Below are 18,498 nucleotides of genomic sequence, written 5' to 3' on the forward strand. Positions count from 1 at the left end.
ACTGCAGAGGAAAGGAAGCGGTGCTTCGCGGACTCCGATGTCGTGGCGTTGTCTCGCGGACAATCGAGGGGAAGGCTTGTCTTCATGACCGCTCCGTGCGCAAACTCCGGTTCGGCCTGCAATTCCGGTCGGATGGCCCCTACGGAGATCCACATGCCTCAGTTTCGCCGTGGTTTCGCTACGTTCCTGCTTGTCTTGGCTGTCATTGCCCTCGCAGGGGGACGATCCGCACTCGCGCAGACCGCTCTCGACGTCGATGAATCCACGCTGAAGGAACCGTGGGAACTCCACCTCGCCGCCATGACCGCCGCCGCGCCTGCCTTATCTGCGGCTCCGGCGGAGGCGCGCGCCTCGCACGGCGACCGCCTGGCTGCGCTGGTGACGGCCCTGGCGGAGTACGAGAAGCAGTGCGACTGGGTGATCGACCATATCGTGGGCGACCCATATTTCGCGTACATCGCCACCGAGACCTCCGAGACGCTGGCGGGCAAGACCGCCGCCGTCCACTCCGCGTTCGATGCCGTCTACGCGGGGCTGCAAGTGCAGGAGCGCGAGGACGTCCTGGCGGCCCAGGCGTCCCTCGACCGGCTGGTCAAGTTGTTCCGCGCGCGCAAGCCTTTCGAGCGGGACGTGATGACGGTGATCGGGACCGGTGGCCGCGACCGGCTCATCGCGTTCGCCACGGTGTGGTGGCACGGCGAGGAGAAAGCCATCGCGCTCAAGAAGCAGGTGGAAGAACTGAAGCGCGAAACGGGCAGATCCGAATAGGAGGCGGCAGAACCGGTGCTCTTCTCTCCATGACCCGGTGCGAGCCCGTGACTGCCGTCGTGCAGGCGGTTCCGGCTGGCTTCGATCTCGCACCGTAGATTCTCCGGCATGCGTCTGGCCAGGCTGAAGGATCTGTTCGCGCGCTTTCTGCGTACGCGCCGGTTCGGCCGCCACTTCCGCCGCTTTGCCTTGCTGCATGGCGACGCCCATCCGGAATCGGGCCGGCCACAGCTGTCGGCGTCCCATGCCGAAGAGCTTCTGTCGGCGGCCAGAGCCGAACCGGATGCCCTGTTGACCGCCCTGGGATCGCACGCGGACGGACTCACCGAGCCGCAGGCGGCATCGCTGCGCGCACGGTACGGCCCCAACGAGATCCATCACGAAAAGCCGCTGCCGTGGTGGCTGCATCTCTGGCACTGCTACCGGACTCCGTTCGATCTGCTGCTCACCGTGCTGGCCGTGATCTCCTGGATCACGGAGGACTACAAAGCCACGGCGGTGATCTCCTCCATGGTGGTGCTGTCCGTCGGCCTCCGGTTCTGGCAGGAGCACCGTTCCAGCCGGGCGGCGGATGCGCTCAAGGCGATGGTCGGCAACACGGCCACGGTGATGCGAAGGGACCTCACGGAGGACGCCGCTCCCGTTTTCGAGCAGTACTTCGGGGCGCATGTCCGGGTGAAGCTTGCCTCCTGGATCGACATTTCCATCGGGCTTCTCGTCCCCGGCGACATCGTGCTGCTGTCGGCCGGCGACATGATTCCGGCCGATTGCAGGCTTCTCCACGCGCGGGATCTCTTCATCAATCAATCGGCGATGACCGGCGAATCGCTGCCGGTGGAGAAGTTCGCGAACATCCAGGAAGCCGCGCCACGAGATGCGCTCGATCTCGCCAACGTGCTGTACATGGGCACCAACGTGGTGTCGGGGTCGGGTACCGCCATCGTGCTGTCCACGGGGGCACGAACCTACTTCGGCGCACTGGCACAGCGCGTGTCCCAGGCGGACTCCGGCCCCACGCAGTTCCAGAGCGGTGTGAACCATGTCGCATGGCTCCTCATCCGCTTCATGTTCGTGATGGCGCCCCTCGTGCTGCTAGTGAACGGGCTCACCAAGCACGACTGGTCGCAGGCCATGCTCTTCGCGCTTTCCATCGCGGTGGGCCTCACACCCGAGATGCTGCCCATGATCGCGACGTCGACCCTGGCCAAGGGCGCGGTGTTCCTGTCGCGCAAGAAGGTGATCGTCAAGCGGCTGGATGCCATCCAGAACCTGGGGGCGATGAACGTGCTGTGCGTGGACAAGACCGGCACGCTCACCCAGGACAGGGTGGTGCTGGCACGGCATCTGGACGGTTGGGGCGATCCCTCGGACCGGGTACTGCAGCTTGCCTACCTCAACAGCCGTCATCAGACGGGGCTGCGCAATCTGCTGGACGTGGCCGTGCTGGAGCACGTGGAGGCCGATCGGGAGGCCGCCGAGGAGTACCGTCTCGTGGACGAGATCCCCTTCGATTTCCAGCGCCGGCGGATGTCCGTGGTGGTGGCCGAAGACGAGGGGCATCACCTCATCGTATGCAAGGGCGCGATCGAGGAGGTGCTTTCCGTCTGCTCGCGCATCCGGCAGGGCGAAACCGATGCACTTCTCACCGCCGAGGTCCGCGAGCGGACCCGGACCGTGACCGGCGCGCTCAACCGCGAAGGCATGCGGGTGGTGGCCGTGGCGATCAAGGAGGTGCCTGCGGCGCAGAAGGACTATCGGGTTCCGGACGAGTGCGATCTCACGCTCGTCGGTTACGTGAGCTTTCTGGATCCGCCGAAGGACAGCGCCGCACCGGCGTTGCGGGCGCTCGCGCGGCACGGCATCGGCGTGAAGGTTCTCACGGGCGACAACGAACTGGTCACGGAGAAGGTATGCCGCGATGTCGGCCTCGTGCCCGAGGGCGTGCTGATGGGAAGCGATATCGAAGGCATGAGCGATGCTGACCTGGCCGACGCGGTCCAGCGCCGGAACGTCTTCGCCAAGCTCACGCCGGCGCACAAGGAGCGCCTCGTGCGCTCGCTTCGCAGCCACGGCCACGTGGTGGGGTTCATGGGCGATGGCATCAATGACGCGCCGGCCCTGCGGGCCGCCGACGTGGGCATCTCCGTCGATACGGCCGTGGACATCGCGAAGGAAGCCGCCGACATCATTCTCCTGGACAAGAGCCTGCTGGTCCTCGACGAGGGCGTGATGGAAGGCCGCGCGACCTTCGCGAACATGCTGAAGTACATCCGCATGACGGCCAGTTCGAACTTCGGCAACGTGCTGTCGGTGCTCATTGCCAGCGCGTTCCTGCCGTTCCTTCCCATGCTCCCCGTGCACTTCCTCTTGCAGAACCTCCTGTACGACATCTCGCAGTCGGCAATCCCGTTCGACCGGGTCGACGACGACATGCTGCGCGATCCGCAGCGGTGGAATCCCGCCGCCATCGGCCGTTTCATGCTGTGGTTCGGGCCTGTCAGTTCCGTCTTCGATGTCGCCGCGTTCATCTTCCTGTGGTTCGTTCTGGGGGCCGATACGCCTGCGGAACAGACGCTCTTCCAGTCGGGCTGGTTCGTGTTCGGACTGCTTACCCAGGCGCTGGTGGTGCACACGATCCGGACACGCAAGGTGCCCTTCGTGCAAAGCCGGGCGGCGGCACCGCTCGTGGCCATGACGGCGGCGGTGGCCGTGGCGGGGGTGTTCGTCGTCATGGGGCCGCTCGCGTCCTCCTTCAAGCTGCAGCCGCTGCCGCCCGTGTACTTCGTGTGGCTGCCCGTGGCCCTGCTCGCCTACCTGACCCTGGCACAGGCCGCGAAGGCGCTTTACGCGAGACGATGGGGATGGCCGTGAGAGCCGTCGCGCTCGGGCTTTCGGTCGCGCTGCTCGCCGGATGCATCGCACCCGGCGCGAAGCAGTTCCCCGGACGCTCGTCGGACAGCACCGCGGCAGTCCACGAGTTCAGCGCGGAGGCGACCCGCTACGAAGTGACGACGGAAGACTCCGGGATCCGCCTGAAGGTGTATCGGGAAGGCCCGCTGGCGCGGCTGGGGCACAACCACGTGATCACTGCCCGGGTGCAAGGGGTCCTTTACCGGGACCCACGCACGGGGGAACCGGGCTTCCGCCTCGAGATTCCGCTGGATTCCGTGGAGGTGGATCCCGCGGATGCGAGGCAGGAGGAGGGCGGTGATTTCCCGGGAGAGATTCCGGCACCGGCACGCCAGGGCACACGCGACAACATGCTGGGTCCCGGACTTCTGGATGCGGGCCGGTGGCCGGTCATCCGGATCGAGTCGATACGGGTTTCGGGCACCGGCCCGCGAACGAGGGTGATGGCACTGGCGACCCTTCGTGGAACGTCCCGGCCGCTGGAATTCCCTGCCACCGTGAGCGATGGCCCCTCCGGCCTCTCGGTGACGGCGGATTTTCAGGTGAGGCAGACCGATCTGGGACTCGTTCCCATGTCGGTTCTCGGGGGCGGTCTGAGGGTGCGGGATGCCGTGGACGTCGAGGTCCGTCTTTTCGCCCGGTCCGTTCCATGACAGGCCCTCGGCTCTTCCCGGCACGCTCGGCAGGGCCGTGATGAAACCGCCATTGGGAATTGCGCCAATGCTCACGAATTGATATGTTCGTGACAGGTCCCACCGACCCGACCCAAGGCTCCGGCGAGAGCCCGAACAAGGACGCATCTCGTCCACAGAACAGGAGACTTGCATGAAATCGCACGCCCTGGCCGCAGCACTGGCCTTCCTCGCCGCGGGCTCGGCCCATGCGGCCATGAACACCCTCTACAGCGACGACTACGACGGCAACGAGTTCGTCGCCGCAGGCGTCTCGGTCTCCGGCCTTGCCAATGGCGGCCTGGAAGATGCCGTCACGAACGGCGGCTGGTCCGGCAAGTACTTCGCCAACCGGACCCAGGGTGACCCGGCCGGAATGTCGTTTCTCACGCTGGGCAATCTGACCGAACACACAGAGGTTTCCGTGTCGTTCCTGCTCGGATTCCTGGAGAGCTGGGATGGATTCGACGCGGCCACGTACGGTCCCGACAACCTCGACATCTACATCGACGGAAGCAGGGTGGCCCGATTGACGGCCACCAACGCGCTCGGCAGCGCCGACGAGTTCGGGGGCGGGACGGTCGTCGTGTACCGCGGTGCGATCAACGGCAATCCTTACTTTTCGGACGTGCTGCTGGACATGTCGACCGCTCCGTACCTGACGTTCGCTCACACCGCCTCGACGCTCACGGTGGGGATCCAGGCGAGCGGCAGCGGATGGCAGGGTGGGGACGATGAGGGCTGGGGCGTCGACGCCCTCAAGATCACCTACGACGGCATTCCCGCGGTTCCGGAACCCTCGACCTGGGCGATGCTGGGCGCCGGCCTGGCCGGACTGGTGGTCACCGCCCGCCGGCGCAAGTCTTCGCCGGGGTAACCGCTTCTCACGCATCCCGAGTCGCGCCACCTGCGCAGGATCGTCGTCGTGGCAGGACATATCGCGGAACGGGTGGGCATCCAGGGAGGGTCCGATTCCACGTTGCCGGAGCCCGGACGGCCCCCTCTTGCGCGTCGAAGGATTTGACAGGACTGCCCCTGACCCGTCTCGAGTGGGAAGCCCTCTCAGAGGAAACTGCCCGTCGTGGCGCGGGAAATGCAGGAAAGCCCCGGACGGTCCACCCACGGAGGTGCTCGATGCGCGCAATGCGGAAATGTTCAGGGCGGCCTGGCGGCCGGTGGTTTGCTCGCGATGGCGATGTCTCCCGCCTTCGCCTTCAACGTGGCGTCGTTCTGGTGGGATCCCACCCAAGCATCCAAGTGGGGCGCAAGCAACGAGATCGGGACCGCCGGCGGCGTCGTGACCTGGAGTCTGATCCCGGACGGAACGGGTATCCAGCCGGACGCCCCCGTGGACGGAATGAGCGGCACCTCGAATCTCTCGAGCGTCTTCGCGCAGGTGGGGGGCGAGGCCGCGGCGCTGGGCATGATCGAGGATGCCTTCGATGCCTGGTCCTCAGTGGCGAACCTGAGCTTTGTACGCGTCACCGATGACGGGACACCCTTCAATGCTCCCTACGATGCCGGCCAGTCCATCGGCCACATCCGGATCGGCGCGTATGCGATCAACGGGTCCAGCGGTGCGGTGGGATACGTTCCTCCGCCCAATGGCGGAACGACCCTCGAAGGCGACATCATCTTCAACGCTTCGAACACCTTCGGGATCGCGCCGGGGAACGAGGGAGACCTGTACGAGCTCTATCCCGAGTCCAACGGGTTCTTCTATCTCAATGACTTCCAGGGCCTGTTCACCCACGAACTCGGACATGCGCTGGGGATGCTCCACAGCGCCGTGCCCACCGCGATGATGTGCGGCTACGTCGATCCCGCGTTCGACGGTTCGCAATGCGCCTACATGGATCCCGACGGCGACGGAAAATCGATCGTGAACCGGGTGCCCGATGCCGACGATGTGGCCGGGATCCAGTATCTCTACGGCGCGCCGCCCGTTCCGGAACCCGGCACCTGCGCGCTGGCCATCGCGGGCCTCGGTCTTCTGCTCGCAAGGATGCGCCGGCGCTGACGCATCCCGCCTGAGTTCGCTTCGAAGGCCCGCCTCTGCGGGCCTTCGTCGTTCTGGGGCAGGCCGTCGCGACACCCACGTACTGCGACGACGCGACGTGGCGGTTTCCCGATTGCTCCAGGGTTCAGACCCTATGCCAGACGGGCGCCGCCCATTTCGCGAAATTCCTCCATCCGATGACTTCCTCCGACCTATCCCCCTTCCACAGGACCCTTCGCGGTGCCGGCCTGGCCCTTGTACTGATGGCCGCCCTCGTTTCGTGCGGCCCGGGCGACCGGAAGACACCTCCGGAGGGCGCTGGAAGCGGAACGGCAGGCGCCCAGGCAGCGCCCGCCACGACAGTCGGCGTGATCCGGGTCGAGAGCGGCCCGATCCCCATCGCCACGGAACTGCCGGGGAGAGTCGAGGCGTGGCGGGCGGCCGAGGTGCGGGCCCGCGCCGCAGGCATTGTCCAGAAACGGCTGTTCGAGGAGGGCAGCCAGGTGAAGGAAGGCCAGGTCCTGTACCGGATCGACCCCGCGCCCTTGCAGTCCGCATTTGCCAATGCGCAGGCCGTCACCCGGCGGGCACAAGCGGCCCTGAACAGCGCGCGGGAGAAGGAAGACCGGTTCCGGCCTCTGCTTGCCGCGAAGATGGTGAGCGAGCAGGCCTTTGCGGACATCGTCGCCGCGCGCGAGCTGGCGCAGGCCGACCTTGCCGCCGCCCGGGCCGCGCAGCGTGCCGCTTCGCTCAATCTTTCCTATGCGCAAGTGACCGCGCCGATCAGCGGCCGCGCGGGCCGTTCGCTCGTCACGGAAGGCGCACTGGTGGGGCAAGGCGAATCCACTCCGCTCACGACGATCCAGCAACTGGACCCGATCTACGTGAACCTGACCCAGTCGAGCTCCGAATATCTTCGTCTGCGCAAGGCGCTGGCGGAAGGGCGGCTCGAGCGTCCTGACGAGATCGAGGTCCGGCTCGTTCTGGAAGACGGCACGCAGTATCGGGAACGCGGACGCCTGCTCTTTACCGACGTCACCATCGAGCCGGGCACCAGTTCGGTGGCCCTGCGCGCCTCGTTTCCCAACCCGCAGCGTCTGCTCCTGCCGGGCATGTACGTGCGCGCACATCTGGCCGAGGCGCTGGACGCCAAGGCGTGGCGCGTCCCCCAGCAGGCGGTGATCCGGCGCGACGGGGGCGCATCGGTGTTCGTGGCCGCGGCGGACGACACGGTGGCCGTGAAACCGGTCAGGACGACCGGCACGACGGGGACCGACTGGATCGTCACCGAGGGGCTGGCCGATGGCGACCGCGTGATCGTCGACGGGCTGCAGAAGATCGGGCCGGGTGCCAAGGTGAAACCGGTTCCGTGGAAGCCGCCGCAGAGCCCCGTGCCGTCGGCCAGAACGCCTGCCGGCGTCGCCAGCCGCTGAGACGGGCGACGGGCTCATGGCACAGTTCTTCATCGACCGGCCCATCTTCGCGTGGGTGATCGCGCTGTTCATCATGGCGGCCGGTGCGCTCTCCATCACGCAATTGCCCATCGCGCAGTATCCCGCCATCGCTCCCCCGGAAGTGGTGATCCGGGTCACCTATCCGGGCGCGACCGCTGCGGTCATCGATCAGTCCATCACCAGCATCGTCGAGCAGGAACTGAACGGTGCCGAGGGCTTGCTGTTCGTGGAGAGCGTGAGCCAGGCCAACGGCACGGCGTCCATCACGGCCACCTTCCGGCCCGGCACGAACCCCGACCTGGCCGCGGTCGACGTCCAGAACCGGCTGAAGCGGGTCGAAGCAAGACTTCCTCCGGAAGTGGTGCGGCAGGGATTGCCGGTGGAAAAGGCGCGCAGCAACTTCCTGCTGTTCATCGCGCTGTCCTCACGGAATCCCGACTACGACCCCACGGCATTGGGCGACTATCTGTCGCGAAACGTGATCAACGAGATCCGTCGCGTTCCAGGAGTGGGGCAGGCGCAACTGTTCGGATCGGAGCGCGCCATGCGCGTATGGATCGATACGGCCAGGCTGGAATCCCTGGGCATGGACCCGGCGGACGTCCTCGCCATCATCCGTGCGCAGAACCTTCAGGTCGCGGCCGGCGGGCTGGGAGAGCGGCCCAGCGCATCGTCGCAACCGATCGCGGCCAACATCGTCGTGAGGGGCCAGCTTCCGGACGTGGAAGCGTTCCGGGAGATCCGCGTCCGTGCCAATCCGGACGGGTCGATCGTGCGGCTGCGGGACGTGGCTCGCGTGGAACTGGGCGCGGCGTCGTACGCCACTTCTTCGCGGCTCAACGGACGCTCCAACGCCGCCATCGGTGTCCAGTTAAGCCCCACGGGCAATGCGCTCGCCACGGCCAAGGCGGTGCATGCCCGCATGGAAGAGCTGGCACGCTATCTCCCTCCCGGTGTGTCGTACGCGATTCCCTACGACACCTCCGGCTTCGTCCGTCTGTCGATCCGCGCCGTGGTGGAGACGCTCCTCGAGGCCATCGTGCTGGTGTTCCTCGTGATGTATCTCTTCCTGCAGAACTGGCGCGCGACCCTCATTCCGACCATGGTCGTTCCGGTGGCGCTTCTGGGGACGTTCGGGGTGATGCTCGCCACGGGCGGGTCCATCAACGTGCTGACCATGTTCGGACTGGTGCTGGCCATCGGCATCCTGGTGGACGATGCCATCGTGGTCATCGAGAACGTCGAGCGGATCATGCGCGAGGAAGGGCTGCCTCCGCGCGAAGCCACGCGCAAGGCCATGGGCCAGATCCAGCCGGCGCTGGTCGGCATCACCCTCGTCCTGGTGGCCGTGTTCACACCCATGGCGTTCTTCGGCGGGGCCGTCGGCACCATCTACCGACAGTTCACCCTGTCGATGGTGTCCGCCATCGGTTTCTCTCTGCTGATGGCGCTGTCGCTCACGCCCGCGCTGTGCGCGACGTTCATCAAACCTTCGAACGAAGGGGAAGGAAAGCGGGGAAGGCGCTTCTTCGGCGCGTTCAATCGGGGTTTCGAGCGTACGTCGAACGGCTACGGGCGATTCGTGGACCGCCTCCTTGGATGGACCGGCCGGTCGATGATCGTGTATCTCGCGATCGTCGCGGTGATGGCGCTCCTGTATGTCCGGTTGCCCACGGCCTTCCTGCCGCAGGAAGACCAGGGCTACCTGCTGACGAACATCGAACTTCCGCCGGCGGCCAGCAGCAACCGCACAGAGCAGGTGATCGCCCAGGCGGAAAAGTTCTTCCTGGATCAGCCTGCTGTGGCCAACGTCGTGGGCGTCATCGGCTTCAGTTTTGCGGGCCAGGGTCAGAACGCCGGGCTCGCCTTCGTCACGCTGAAGGACTGGCACGACCGGGAGGAAAGGGCCGATGCCCTGGCTCAGCGGGCGCTCGGCGCCCTGATGGGTTCCATCCGCGACGCCATCGTCTTCCCTCAATCCGCCTTCGGTCCCGGGCCTCGGGGCGACATCGGGCTTCTCGCTGCGGCTACAGGATCGTGGCGGGGCCGGGCTCGATGCGCTCGCGTCCGCCCGGGACCGCCTTCTGCAGGGATCGGCGCGGAGCGGCGTCGTGACCGGGGTGCGCGTGGAAGGGCTCGGCGATGCGCCTCAACTCCTTCTCGACATTGATCGGGACAAGGCGAGCGCGCAAGGCGTCACCATGGCCGACATCGGCGACGCGCTCGGGGCGGCTTTCGGATCGGCCTACGTGAACGACTTCCCCAATCGGGGAAGGCTGCAGCGTGTGATCGTGCAGGCGGAATTCACCCGAAGAATGCAGCCCGAAGACATCTCTCGGCTCACCGTGAGAAACAGCGCGAACGAAATGGTGCCGTTCTCCACGTTCTCCAACGCCCGCTGGGTATCCGGACCCGTGCAGGTGGTGCGCTACAACGGCTATCCGGCGTACCGCATCTCCGGGCAGGCCAAGCCTGGGTACAGTTCCGGCGATGCCATGGCCGAGATGGAAAGACTCATGGGCGAACTGCCGGCCAGTGTGGGACATGAGTGGACGGGACAGTCCTATCAGGAGCGCCTGGCCGGGAACCAGGCGCCGCTGCTCTATGCGCTGTCCGCGGCGGCCGTATTCCTGTGTCTGGCAGCGCTGTACGAGAGCTGGTCCGTCCCCTTCGCCGTGATGCTCGTGGTGCCGCTGGGAATTCTCGGCACCGTCCTGCTCACGACGCTCACCGGCATGGCGAACGATGTCTATTTCAAGGTGGGCCTGCTCACCGTGATGGGGCTGTCCGCCAAGAATGCCATCCTGATCATCGAATTCGCGCGGACACTGCACGACTCGGGACGCGACCTGCGCGAGGCGACGCTCGAAGCCGCGCGCCTTCGGCTTCGGCCCATCCTCATGACATCTCTCGCGTTCATCCTGGGCGTGGTTCCGTTGATGATCGCCACCGGCGCTTCGTCCGCCAGCCAGCGGGCAATCGGCACCGCCGTATTCGGCGGCATGGTGACGGGGACCCTGCTGGCGCTCGTGCTCGTTCCGGTGTTTTTCGTCTTGGTGCGCGGCCGGACATTCATTCCGGACCGCTTGCGCGCCTTTCGCTTTCGTCGATCCGCTCCGCACACCGCGCCGGCCCTAGCGGACCCGGCGCCGGACAGGGACCGTCCCTTTCGCCCGGTGAAGTGAGTCATCCGGGCTCGCAGACCGCGAGAGCGGGAGCGACCGTCAGTTCTTTCAGAGCCCTGCCGAAAGAACCAAGACGCGTTCATCGCCGCGACATCACGGACCCTTAGTTTTCCGGTGTCTGCATCGCATCGACACGCCGGCGAGGGGCTGCGCGTGCCGCGATGAACGGGCTCACAGGAGACTCTCCATGGAACGCAGAACCGGATCGCTCGTCCGATGGCTCGCCGCAACGTTCGTGGCGTTGAGCGCACAGGGGGAGGCCGCCACCACCGTCACGACGCCATACCTGGGCATCACGTACACCGAGCGCATCGGGGAGAACGTGGCGGGCCGCAACGTGAGCATGCGCATCCTGGAGATCGATCTGGACGCTCCGGGCATCGGCTTCGCGCTCACGCCGGCAGGGGGCACACGCGATACGGTGCGCCAGAGCACGCTCGGGTTCCTGAACGCGACCGATGCCCAGTTCGCGGTGAATTCGCACTTCTTCCTGCCGTTTCCCTCCTCCGACACCGACGCGAATCTCGTCGGCTTCGCCGCCTCCAACGGTACGGTCATCTCATCCTTCGAGGCTCCGATCCAGAACTACGCGCTCGTGACGAATTCCCCCGCGATCAATATCGCCCCGGACAACTCGGGTTCGGTGGTGCACGCCGACACGAGCTTCGCCGACGGCAGGCATGTCGTGGAAAACGTCACGCTGGGAACCGCCTTCGCGGGGTCCGCTCAGATCGTGACCAACGGTACGGTGACGATCCCGCAGTATCAGGACGCGTCGCACCCCGATGCGCTGCTCACCGTGAACCAGACCTACTCCAATGCCAACTCCTGGTACAACCTGTTCAACGCGCGCACGGCGATCGGCCTCACCCAGGACAACTCCACGCTCGTGATCTTCACCGTCGACCGCAACACCAATGCGGCTCGCGGCCCGTTGAGCGACGGACTGAGCGTCGGTCAGGTCGCGCAGATCATGATCGACGACTACGGTGTCTGGAACGGGCTCAACATGGATGGTGGCGGATCCACCACCCTGGCCATGCGGGATCCGGTCAGCGGCATCGGCGGCATCGTGAACGTGCCGAACGACACGACACCGGGCGGCCGACTCGAAGGCAGCAACATCGCCATCTTCGCGGCGCCGGTGCCCGAGCCCGAGACCTATGCGCTGATGGTGATCGGCCTCGGAATGGTCGTGATGTTCCGGCGCAGAAGCCCCAGGTCTTGATTCCTTCGGTTCACGCTGGCCCGACGTGTCGGGCCAGCCATTTCCGGTCGCGTCAGCGGACCACGTCCGAACGCGCGTGAACCGGCCTTGCCCCTCACGGGCAAATTTCCTGTCCTGTGCGCTTCCCGCTCCCCGCCCGCGTCCCTAGAATGGCCGGAACGGGGACGGCCGGGGGCGCCGTCCGCTCACGGACGGGGCTGCATGAATCTGAAGTGGACGCTGATCACGCGCATCTGGCTGATGGCGCTCGTCTGTCTGGTGGTCGCGTCCGGCCACGTGCTGTGGCAGACGCGGCGCGAACAGCACGACCAGTTGGTCAATGCCATCGACACGGTGTCCAAGCAGATCCGCAATCGCTTCGCGACGGTGGCCATGGGGTTCGTCCCCACGGGGTTCGACCGGGATGGCCGTTTCAGTTTCTGGGACCCCGTCACCGGCTCCAATATCGACACGGGCATGTGCGTGCGCTACATCGACGAGGACGACGTGGTCAAGGCGAGCAGCTGCCACGGCATGTCCAAGAGCCACCGTTACGGAGACCGGGGGGCCGGGGTGCCGGGCTGGTTCGATGGCCTCTACCGGGTCGCCTTCGGCGTCGGCGGAGAGGAGACGCGGGCGCTTCACTGGGATAACCGGGATCACGGCCGCATCGTCGCCGCGCTGGATGCGGGCGCCCAGGTGGCGGAAGCCTGGAACCGGGTCCGCGATCTCATCAGCCTCGCCCTGCTGACGGTGGTGTCGTTGTGCCTGCTGGTATACGTGATCGTGAGCCACGCGCTGAGGCCCACGCGCGACATCCTCGGCGGTCTGGAACGGATGCAGCGGGGAGATCTCTCGACTCGCCTCCCGCCGGCTCGATTCGCCGAATTCCGCCGCATGAGCGAGGGATTCAATCGCATGGCGGCAAGTCTCGAACAAAGCGTGGCGGAACGCGCCGAATTGACGCGCAAGCTGGTCACCGTGCAGGAAGAGGAGCGACGCTATCTCGCGCGCGAGCTGCACGACGAATTCGGCCAGTGCCTGGCGGCGATGACGGCGTTGTCGGCGAGCATCGTCCAGTCGGCGGAAGAACAGCATTCGCCACTCGCGGAAGAAGGACGGCGCCTTTCGCGCATCACGGAACACCTGATGCGTGGTCTGAGGAGCATTCTTCACCGGCTGCGCCCGGCCGGCATCGAGGAGCTGGGCCTGGTGGAGAGCGTCCGGGGCATCGCGGCGGAGTACGGCCATCGCGGTACGCGCATCGAGCTGGAGGCGGATCCGGACCTGGGCCAGCTTCCCGAGACGATCTCGGTCAACGTCTATCGCATCGTGCAGGAGTGCCTCACCAACATCGCCAAGCATTCGGGCGCGAGCCACGCGAAGGTCACGCTCGCGCGGGTGCGCGAGCCAGCTCCGGATTCCGGCTGGTGCATGGATGTAACGGTGGAGGATGACGGCAACGCCGTCCAGACCTCCGTCGACGAACGGAAAGGACGCGGTCGTCTGGGCATGCGGGAACGAGTCACGGCCTTGGGCGGGGCGCTCAAGCTGCGCAAGGGCGCCACGCGCGGACTCGTCGTGCATGCGCGGATTCCATTGACCGGACCCGTGTGAGCGAACCGCCGTGACCGTGCCGCCCATTCGCATCCTGATTGCCGACGACCACGCCATCGTCCGGGAGGGCTATCGCTCGCTGCTTGCCAAGCAGACCGGCATGGAAGTCGTGGGGGAGGCCTCCGACGGTGGAAGCGCCTACGCGCGCTGCATCGAACTCGAACCGGACGTGGTCATCATGGATCTGTCCATGCCCAATCTGGGCGGCCTGGAAGCCATCGCAAGGATCGGGCAGCGCCTGCCCCAGATCCGCATCCTGGCCTTCAGCATGCACGAGAACCCCCTGTTCGCCGTCAAGGCCATGCAGGCCGGCGCCTACGGCTACGTCACGAAAAGCAGTTCGGCCGATGTGCTCCTGCGCGCCGTGCGCGAAGTGCACGAAGGCCGGCGGGCGTTGAGCCCCGACGTGGCGCAGGCGCTGGCCTTGAGCAAGCTGGGCGTGGAACACCGCTCCCTGGCGGATCTGACGGTGCGCGAGTTCGAGATCCTGCGCATGCTCGTGGAGGCCCATTCCACGGAGGAGATCGCGCGTACGCTCAACATCAGCCCCAAGACGGTCTCCAACTGCCACTACCAGATCAAGAAGAAGCTCGGTGCGGCCACCGACATCGAACTGGTGCGGCTGGCCGCACGAATGAACGTCATCGATCTGTTGAACCTGTCGTCGTAGTGGCGAAGCGACGCGAGGGCGCTTCGCGCGACCTTCCTTTCCTGCTGCTGCACGTCGACATCTGCACCGCCTGTCCTCGGGCAAATTTCCCGGCGCCTCCCGGATGCGATCCCGGCGGGGTCCCTGGATCTTTTCCTCGCAGGCCGGTGTCTCGCATGATCGTTCGCAATGCGTGTCCGCATCGAACCGTGCGGCCAGCGCCGAGACGAACCAGGAGGAGAACGCCGATGAATCATCCACCGCCCGCCATGGCGGACGAGTTCTGCCACGGACCCGACGACCGGCGGATCCACCTCGCCATCCACTTCGTCCAGCAACATGTGGCAGAGCGCGTGAGTGTCCGGCAAATGGCGCAGGCCGCCCGCATGAGCCTCAGCCATTTCTCGCGAACGTTTCATCGCGTGACCGGTGTGACACCCCGACGCTACATTGCCGAGGCGCGAGTCGGGTTGGCTCGCCGGCTGATCGCAGCGGGTGCCGAATCGTTGACTCGCGTGGCGATGGAGGCGGGGTTCGCTGATCAGAGCCACATGACCCGCAGCTTCAAGCAGCTCACGGGCATGACGCCCACGGCTCTGGAACGGAAGCGGCCGGTCGCATTGGGCATGTGACGGTCACCCGCCCGGGGGCCGGGGACGAGATGGAAGGCGGCCGCCTCCGGCGACATCGAATCCGCTCGCGAGGCGTTCCGCCGGAGAATGATCGAGGCCTCCGATGGTCCGCTACCCGCGCTGTGCCGGGAGGAAGTCTCACCCGACCGAGGCGCCCGATGCATGCGGCGCCATGCGGCAGGTGGTTGACCCACCACGCGCTTGAAGGCGCGTCCGAAGGCGGCTTCCGAGTCGTAGCCTACCTGCTGCGCGATGTCGGCGACGATCGCATTGCCTTCGCGCAGAAGACCGGCGGCGAGCTGGATGCGCCACTGCGCGAGGTACTGCATGGGCGGCTGCCCTACGAGCGAGGAGAAGCGCTCGTGCAGCGCGGAGCGCGACAGCCCCACCTGCCGCCCGAGATCGTCCAGCGTCCAGGGCTCTGCCGGTCTTGCGTGCAGCAGCCCGATGGCCTTGCCGACGTGGCGGTCCCGCAGCGCCGCAAGCCAGCCCGAGCCGCCCTCGGGCAGCGATTCGAGGTGCCGCCTGGCCGCATCGACGAACACCATCTCGCTTACACGATCCAGCAGGGCCGCGCTTCCCGCACGGCTCGATCGCGATTCCGCCACCGCCTGATCCAGGATGGGAGCGACCCACGCGCCCACACCGCCGGACCCCAGATGAAGCACGCGGGGCAGGGCGCTGATGAGCGGGTTGAAGGGGCGCAGGTCGCACGCGACGAATCCGCACACCACGACGGTCGTGGCCTCTTCGGCCGGAATCAGATCTCCGGGTCGCAGCACGCCATCGAGGTAGGCGACGGGAATCGGCTTGGGATCGTCCCGCGTAGTGAGCCGCCAGTCGCTGTTGTCCGGCCGCGCGCGCATTCCGGGCGCACTGGACAGCACGTGCGCGTCTCCGCGCGGAAACATGACGATCTCGCCGCCGCTCACCCGGACAGGCGGTTCGCCCTGCGTCGCGGCCCAGCCGTCGCCGCGCACGAAGAGGTGATAGGCGAGCACGTGTTCCGCACCGGGCATCAGCGCATGCGCCAGCATGGCCGAGTCCGGTGTCTCGCCGACCCAGTCCCCGCGAAAACTCACGTAGTAGAAGATCGCGCCGCGCAACCGGACGCTGCGTAGTACATCTGACAGGGGATCCTGCAGCATCGAGCCTGTCCTCCGTGCGGAATCGCGACGAGCACCCGATTTAACCGCAATTCCGGATGCATGAACAAACGCAGCGGACTTTCAGTGAAGCGTCACAGGGCGGCCGGGACGACCATGGCATCCGCAGCCGCCAACGGTGATTCGCACCGAGCGGAGCCGGTTCCCGCGTGGCGAACCGACCCCTGACGACACGGAGAAAACCATGAACGACTTTTTCGCACTTCGCACGAACGTGCCCGATTTCGACGCCATCAAGCAGAAGCAGCAGGCCACCTGGGCCAGCGGCGACTTCGCGGTCATCGGCACCACCTTGCAGATCGTGGGCGAATCGCTGGCCGAGGCGGCCGACATCTGCGCCGGAGAGAAGGTGCTGGACGTCGCGGCCGGGAACGGCAATGCGACTCTGGCGGCGGCGAGACGTTTCGCCGAGGTGACGTCGACGGACTACGTGCCGGCGCTGCTGGACAAGGGCAAGGACCGCGCACGGGCCGAGCACCTGCCGGTGCATTTCCAGGTGGCGGACGCCGAGGCGCTGCCGTTCGACGATGGTGCCTTCGACGCCGTGCTCTCCACGTTTGGCGCCATGTTCACACCGCAGCACGAGCGGACCGCGTCGGAGATGCTGCGTGTGACGCGAAGCGGCGGACGCATCGGTCTTGCGAACTGGACACCGGAAGGACTGATCGGCCGTCTGTTCAAGGTCATCGGCGCCCATGTGCCGCCGCCGGCGGGCGTCAAGTCACCGGCACTGTGGGGGTCCGAACCGCATCTGGTGGAACTGTTCGGGCCGCAAGCCGCGGACATCCGCTGCGAACGGCGCAACTTCAACTTCCGCTATCGCTCGGCCGAGCACTGGGTGCAGATCTTCCGCGAATACTATGGACCCACGCACAAGGCGTTCGCAGCACTGGACGAGTCACGACAGCAGGCGATGGAACGCGACATCCTCGAACTGCTCGCGGAGTTCAACGTGGCCGGCGAGAGGTCGCTCGTGGCCCCCGCGGAGTATCTGGAAGTGGTGATCGTGAAGCGCTGAACGCCATGAAAAAGGGCCGGCGTCGTAGGCCGGCCCTTTCGGAGCGGGAGTGCGGGGCAGGATCAGCGGCGTCGGCCGAGAATCCGCGTGCGCGCCCCGAGGAGCAGGGCGCCCATGCCCAGGAGGGCCAGCGATTCAGGTTCGGGCACCGGGGCCGCAATCGTTTCGACCTCCCAGCGCAGGATGTCCTGATGATTGCGAAGCGACCCGGTCGCCGCGGTGAAGCCGAAGTAGACGTCCTGCTGGTAGACCTTCTCGTAGAGGTCGACTTCGTAGCTCAGGGTGGCTGCATCGGGGCGCAGGGCGGCTCCGCCTTGCGCCACACGGACTTCCAGCATGTCGGTCACGCCGTCGTAATCCACCCAGGCGCTCCAGACCTGCCCGTTGTTGAACAGCGGCGTCACCTGCTGGCGGGCCACGGAGTTCACGGAACCGTCGAGGTCGATGCCCACGTGGTTGCCGTCGGAGTCCACGTGCGTGCCGTTGTTGAAGGTGTCGAATTCCACGCCCAGGCCCGCCCAGTAACCCTTGTAGCCCATGCCCTCGCCGCCCCCACCGGTCCAGTCGTTCTGGGCGTTGACGACGAACACGATGCCGTCCGCTCCCTTGACCGGGTACTCGCTCCCCTCGTAGAAGCCGTCGCCCTGGGTCATGCGGAACTGGAAATAGGTGCTGAAGGACATGTCGTCGGCGAGGGAGAACGCCGAGGTCATGAAGGCCGAACCCTTCTGCCCGTAGTTGTCCGTGAGGCGGAGCACCTTGCGGCCCTGATCGTCGGTGACGGCGTTGCCCACCGTGTTCGCCCGGTCGTTCAGCTTGAGACCGGAGACGTCGGCGAAATCGGCGTAGGAGACGTCGAGAGCGAAGGCGCTGGCTGTGGCGGTGGCGAGACAGGCGCCCACGATGGCGCGCAGCATTTTCCCTGGGTTCATGGTCTTGTTGTGTGTTGTTGGAGTGATCGGCCCGGACATACCCACGAAACGTGCCCGAAACCGGATTTCCTTGTGTGGCAGGGGTTCGCGCGAAAGCGGTTGCTGGGGCGGCGAGCGTGTGTAAGTTCTTCCGACGCTCTCCACACCGACCCGCGGGTCAGTCCGGGGACGACCCCGGTGGCAGGGTGGAAGCCGGGCAGTCCGGAAACCCGCGGCCGCCGGCTCATCCCGGAGTCGCCACTCATGGTCAGCCCGTCCGCCGCGTCGACAGCTCACGCAGGCGAGGGTGC

The 18,498-nt window shown here is 66.3% G+C and carries 13 protein-coding genes and 1 pseudogene; 12 read left to right on the forward strand and 2 right to left on the reverse strand.

The genetic code is table 11. The features are described from left to right. Positions 1 to 153 precede the first annotated feature (153 nt). The 11 genes and pseudogenes from IPK20_17570 (at position 154) to IPK20_17620 (ending at position 15,092) form a co-directional block, all read left to right on the forward strand. Positions 154 to 768, forward strand: a complete 615-nt coding sequence (locus tag IPK20_17570; protein MBK8018344.1) for a hypothetical protein — start codon at positions 154 to 156, stop codon at positions 766 to 768. Positions 769 to 876: 108 nt separating this feature from the next. Beyond that, positions 877 to 3,639: a magnesium-translocating P-type ATPase gene (mgtA, locus tag IPK20_17575; protein ID MBK8018345.1), complete on the forward strand. Its 2,763-nt coding sequence runs from the start codon at positions 877 to 879 to the stop codon at positions 3,637 to 3,639. After that, positions 3,630 to 4,331 carry a YceI family protein gene (locus IPK20_17580; protein MBK8018346.1) on the forward strand — a complete coding sequence of 234 codons (702 nt, stop codon included), beginning with the start codon at positions 3,630 to 3,632 and terminating at the stop codon, positions 4,329 to 4,331. The genes mgtA and IPK20_17580 overlap by 10 nt, the downstream gene beginning before the upstream one ends. Positions 4,332 to 4,503: 172 nt before the next feature. Further along, positions 4,504 to 5,226, forward strand: coding sequence for a PEP-CTERM sorting domain-containing protein (locus IPK20_17585; GenBank protein MBK8018347.1), 723 nt, complete (start codon positions 4,504 to 4,506; stop codon positions 5,224 to 5,226). A 318-nt stretch (positions 5,227 to 5,544) separates the two neighbouring features. Then, on the forward strand, positions 5,545 to 6,369 hold the full coding sequence (locus IPK20_17590) for a matrixin family metalloprotease (GenBank protein ID MBK8018348.1): 825 nt from the start codon (positions 5,545 to 5,547) through the stop codon (positions 6,367 to 6,369). A 242-nt stretch (positions 6,370 to 6,611) separates the two neighbouring features. Continuing rightward, positions 6,612 to 7,781, forward strand: coding sequence for an efflux RND transporter periplasmic adaptor subunit (locus IPK20_17595; GenBank protein MBK8018349.1), 1,170 nt, complete (start codon positions 6,612 to 6,614; stop codon positions 7,779 to 7,781). 16 nt (positions 7,782 to 7,797) lie between these two features. Beyond that, positions 7,798 to 10,987 (forward strand): annotated as a pseudogene (locus IPK20_17600) (efflux RND transporter permease subunit). A gap of 187 nt (positions 10,988 to 11,174) precedes the next feature. After that, positions 11,175 to 12,215: a phosphodiester glycosidase family protein gene (locus IPK20_17605; protein MBK8018350.1), complete on the forward strand. Its 1,041-nt coding sequence runs from the start codon at positions 11,175 to 11,177 to the stop codon at positions 12,213 to 12,215. Between the two features lie 201 nt (positions 12,216 to 12,416). Beyond that, entirely contained in the window at positions 12,417 to 13,811 is a 1,395-nt protein-coding gene (locus IPK20_17610) for a HAMP domain-containing protein (GenBank protein ID MBK8018351.1), read from the forward strand. Between the two features lie 16 nt (positions 13,812 to 13,827). Then, positions 13,828 to 14,481 (forward strand): response regulator transcription factor, encoded by a 654-nt coding sequence (locus IPK20_17615; protein MBK8018352.1) that lies wholly within the window; start codon positions 13,828 to 13,830, stop codon positions 14,479 to 14,481. A 227-nt stretch (positions 14,482 to 14,708) separates the two neighbouring features. Then, a complete protein-coding gene (locus IPK20_17620; GenBank protein MBK8018353.1) occupies positions 14,709 to 15,092 on the forward strand; it encodes a helix-turn-helix transcriptional regulator in 384 nt (127 codons plus the stop codon). On the opposite strand, the gene IPK20_17625 is transcribed toward IPK20_17620, so the two are convergent. Beyond that, positions 15,002 to 16,240 carry an AraC family transcriptional regulator gene (locus IPK20_17625; protein ID MBK8018354.1) on the reverse strand — a complete coding sequence of 413 codons (1,239 nt, stop codon included), beginning with the start codon at positions 16,238 to 16,240 and terminating at the stop codon, positions 15,002 to 15,004. The two genes, IPK20_17620 and IPK20_17625, sit on opposite strands and share 91 nt — an antisense overlap. 202 nt (positions 16,241 to 16,442) lie before the next feature. Between IPK20_17625 and IPK20_17630 the strand changes: the two genes are divergently transcribed. After that, positions 16,443 to 17,276, forward strand: coding sequence for a class I SAM-dependent methyltransferase (locus IPK20_17630; protein ID MBK8018355.1), 834 nt, complete (start codon positions 16,443 to 16,445; stop codon positions 17,274 to 17,276). Positions 17,277 to 17,338: 62 nt separating this feature from the next. Here IPK20_17630 and IPK20_17635 read toward each other — a convergent pair whose 3' ends face one another. Continuing rightward, on the reverse strand, positions 17,339 to 18,208 hold the full coding sequence (locus IPK20_17635) for a PEP-CTERM sorting domain-containing protein (GenBank protein ID MBK8018356.1): 870 nt from the start codon (positions 18,206 to 18,208) through the stop codon (positions 17,339 to 17,341). Positions 18,209 to 18,498 lie beyond the last annotated feature (290 nt).

Source organism: Betaproteobacteria bacterium (assembly GCA_016713305.1).
Classification (GTDB): Bacteria; Pseudomonadota; Gammaproteobacteria; order Burkholderiales.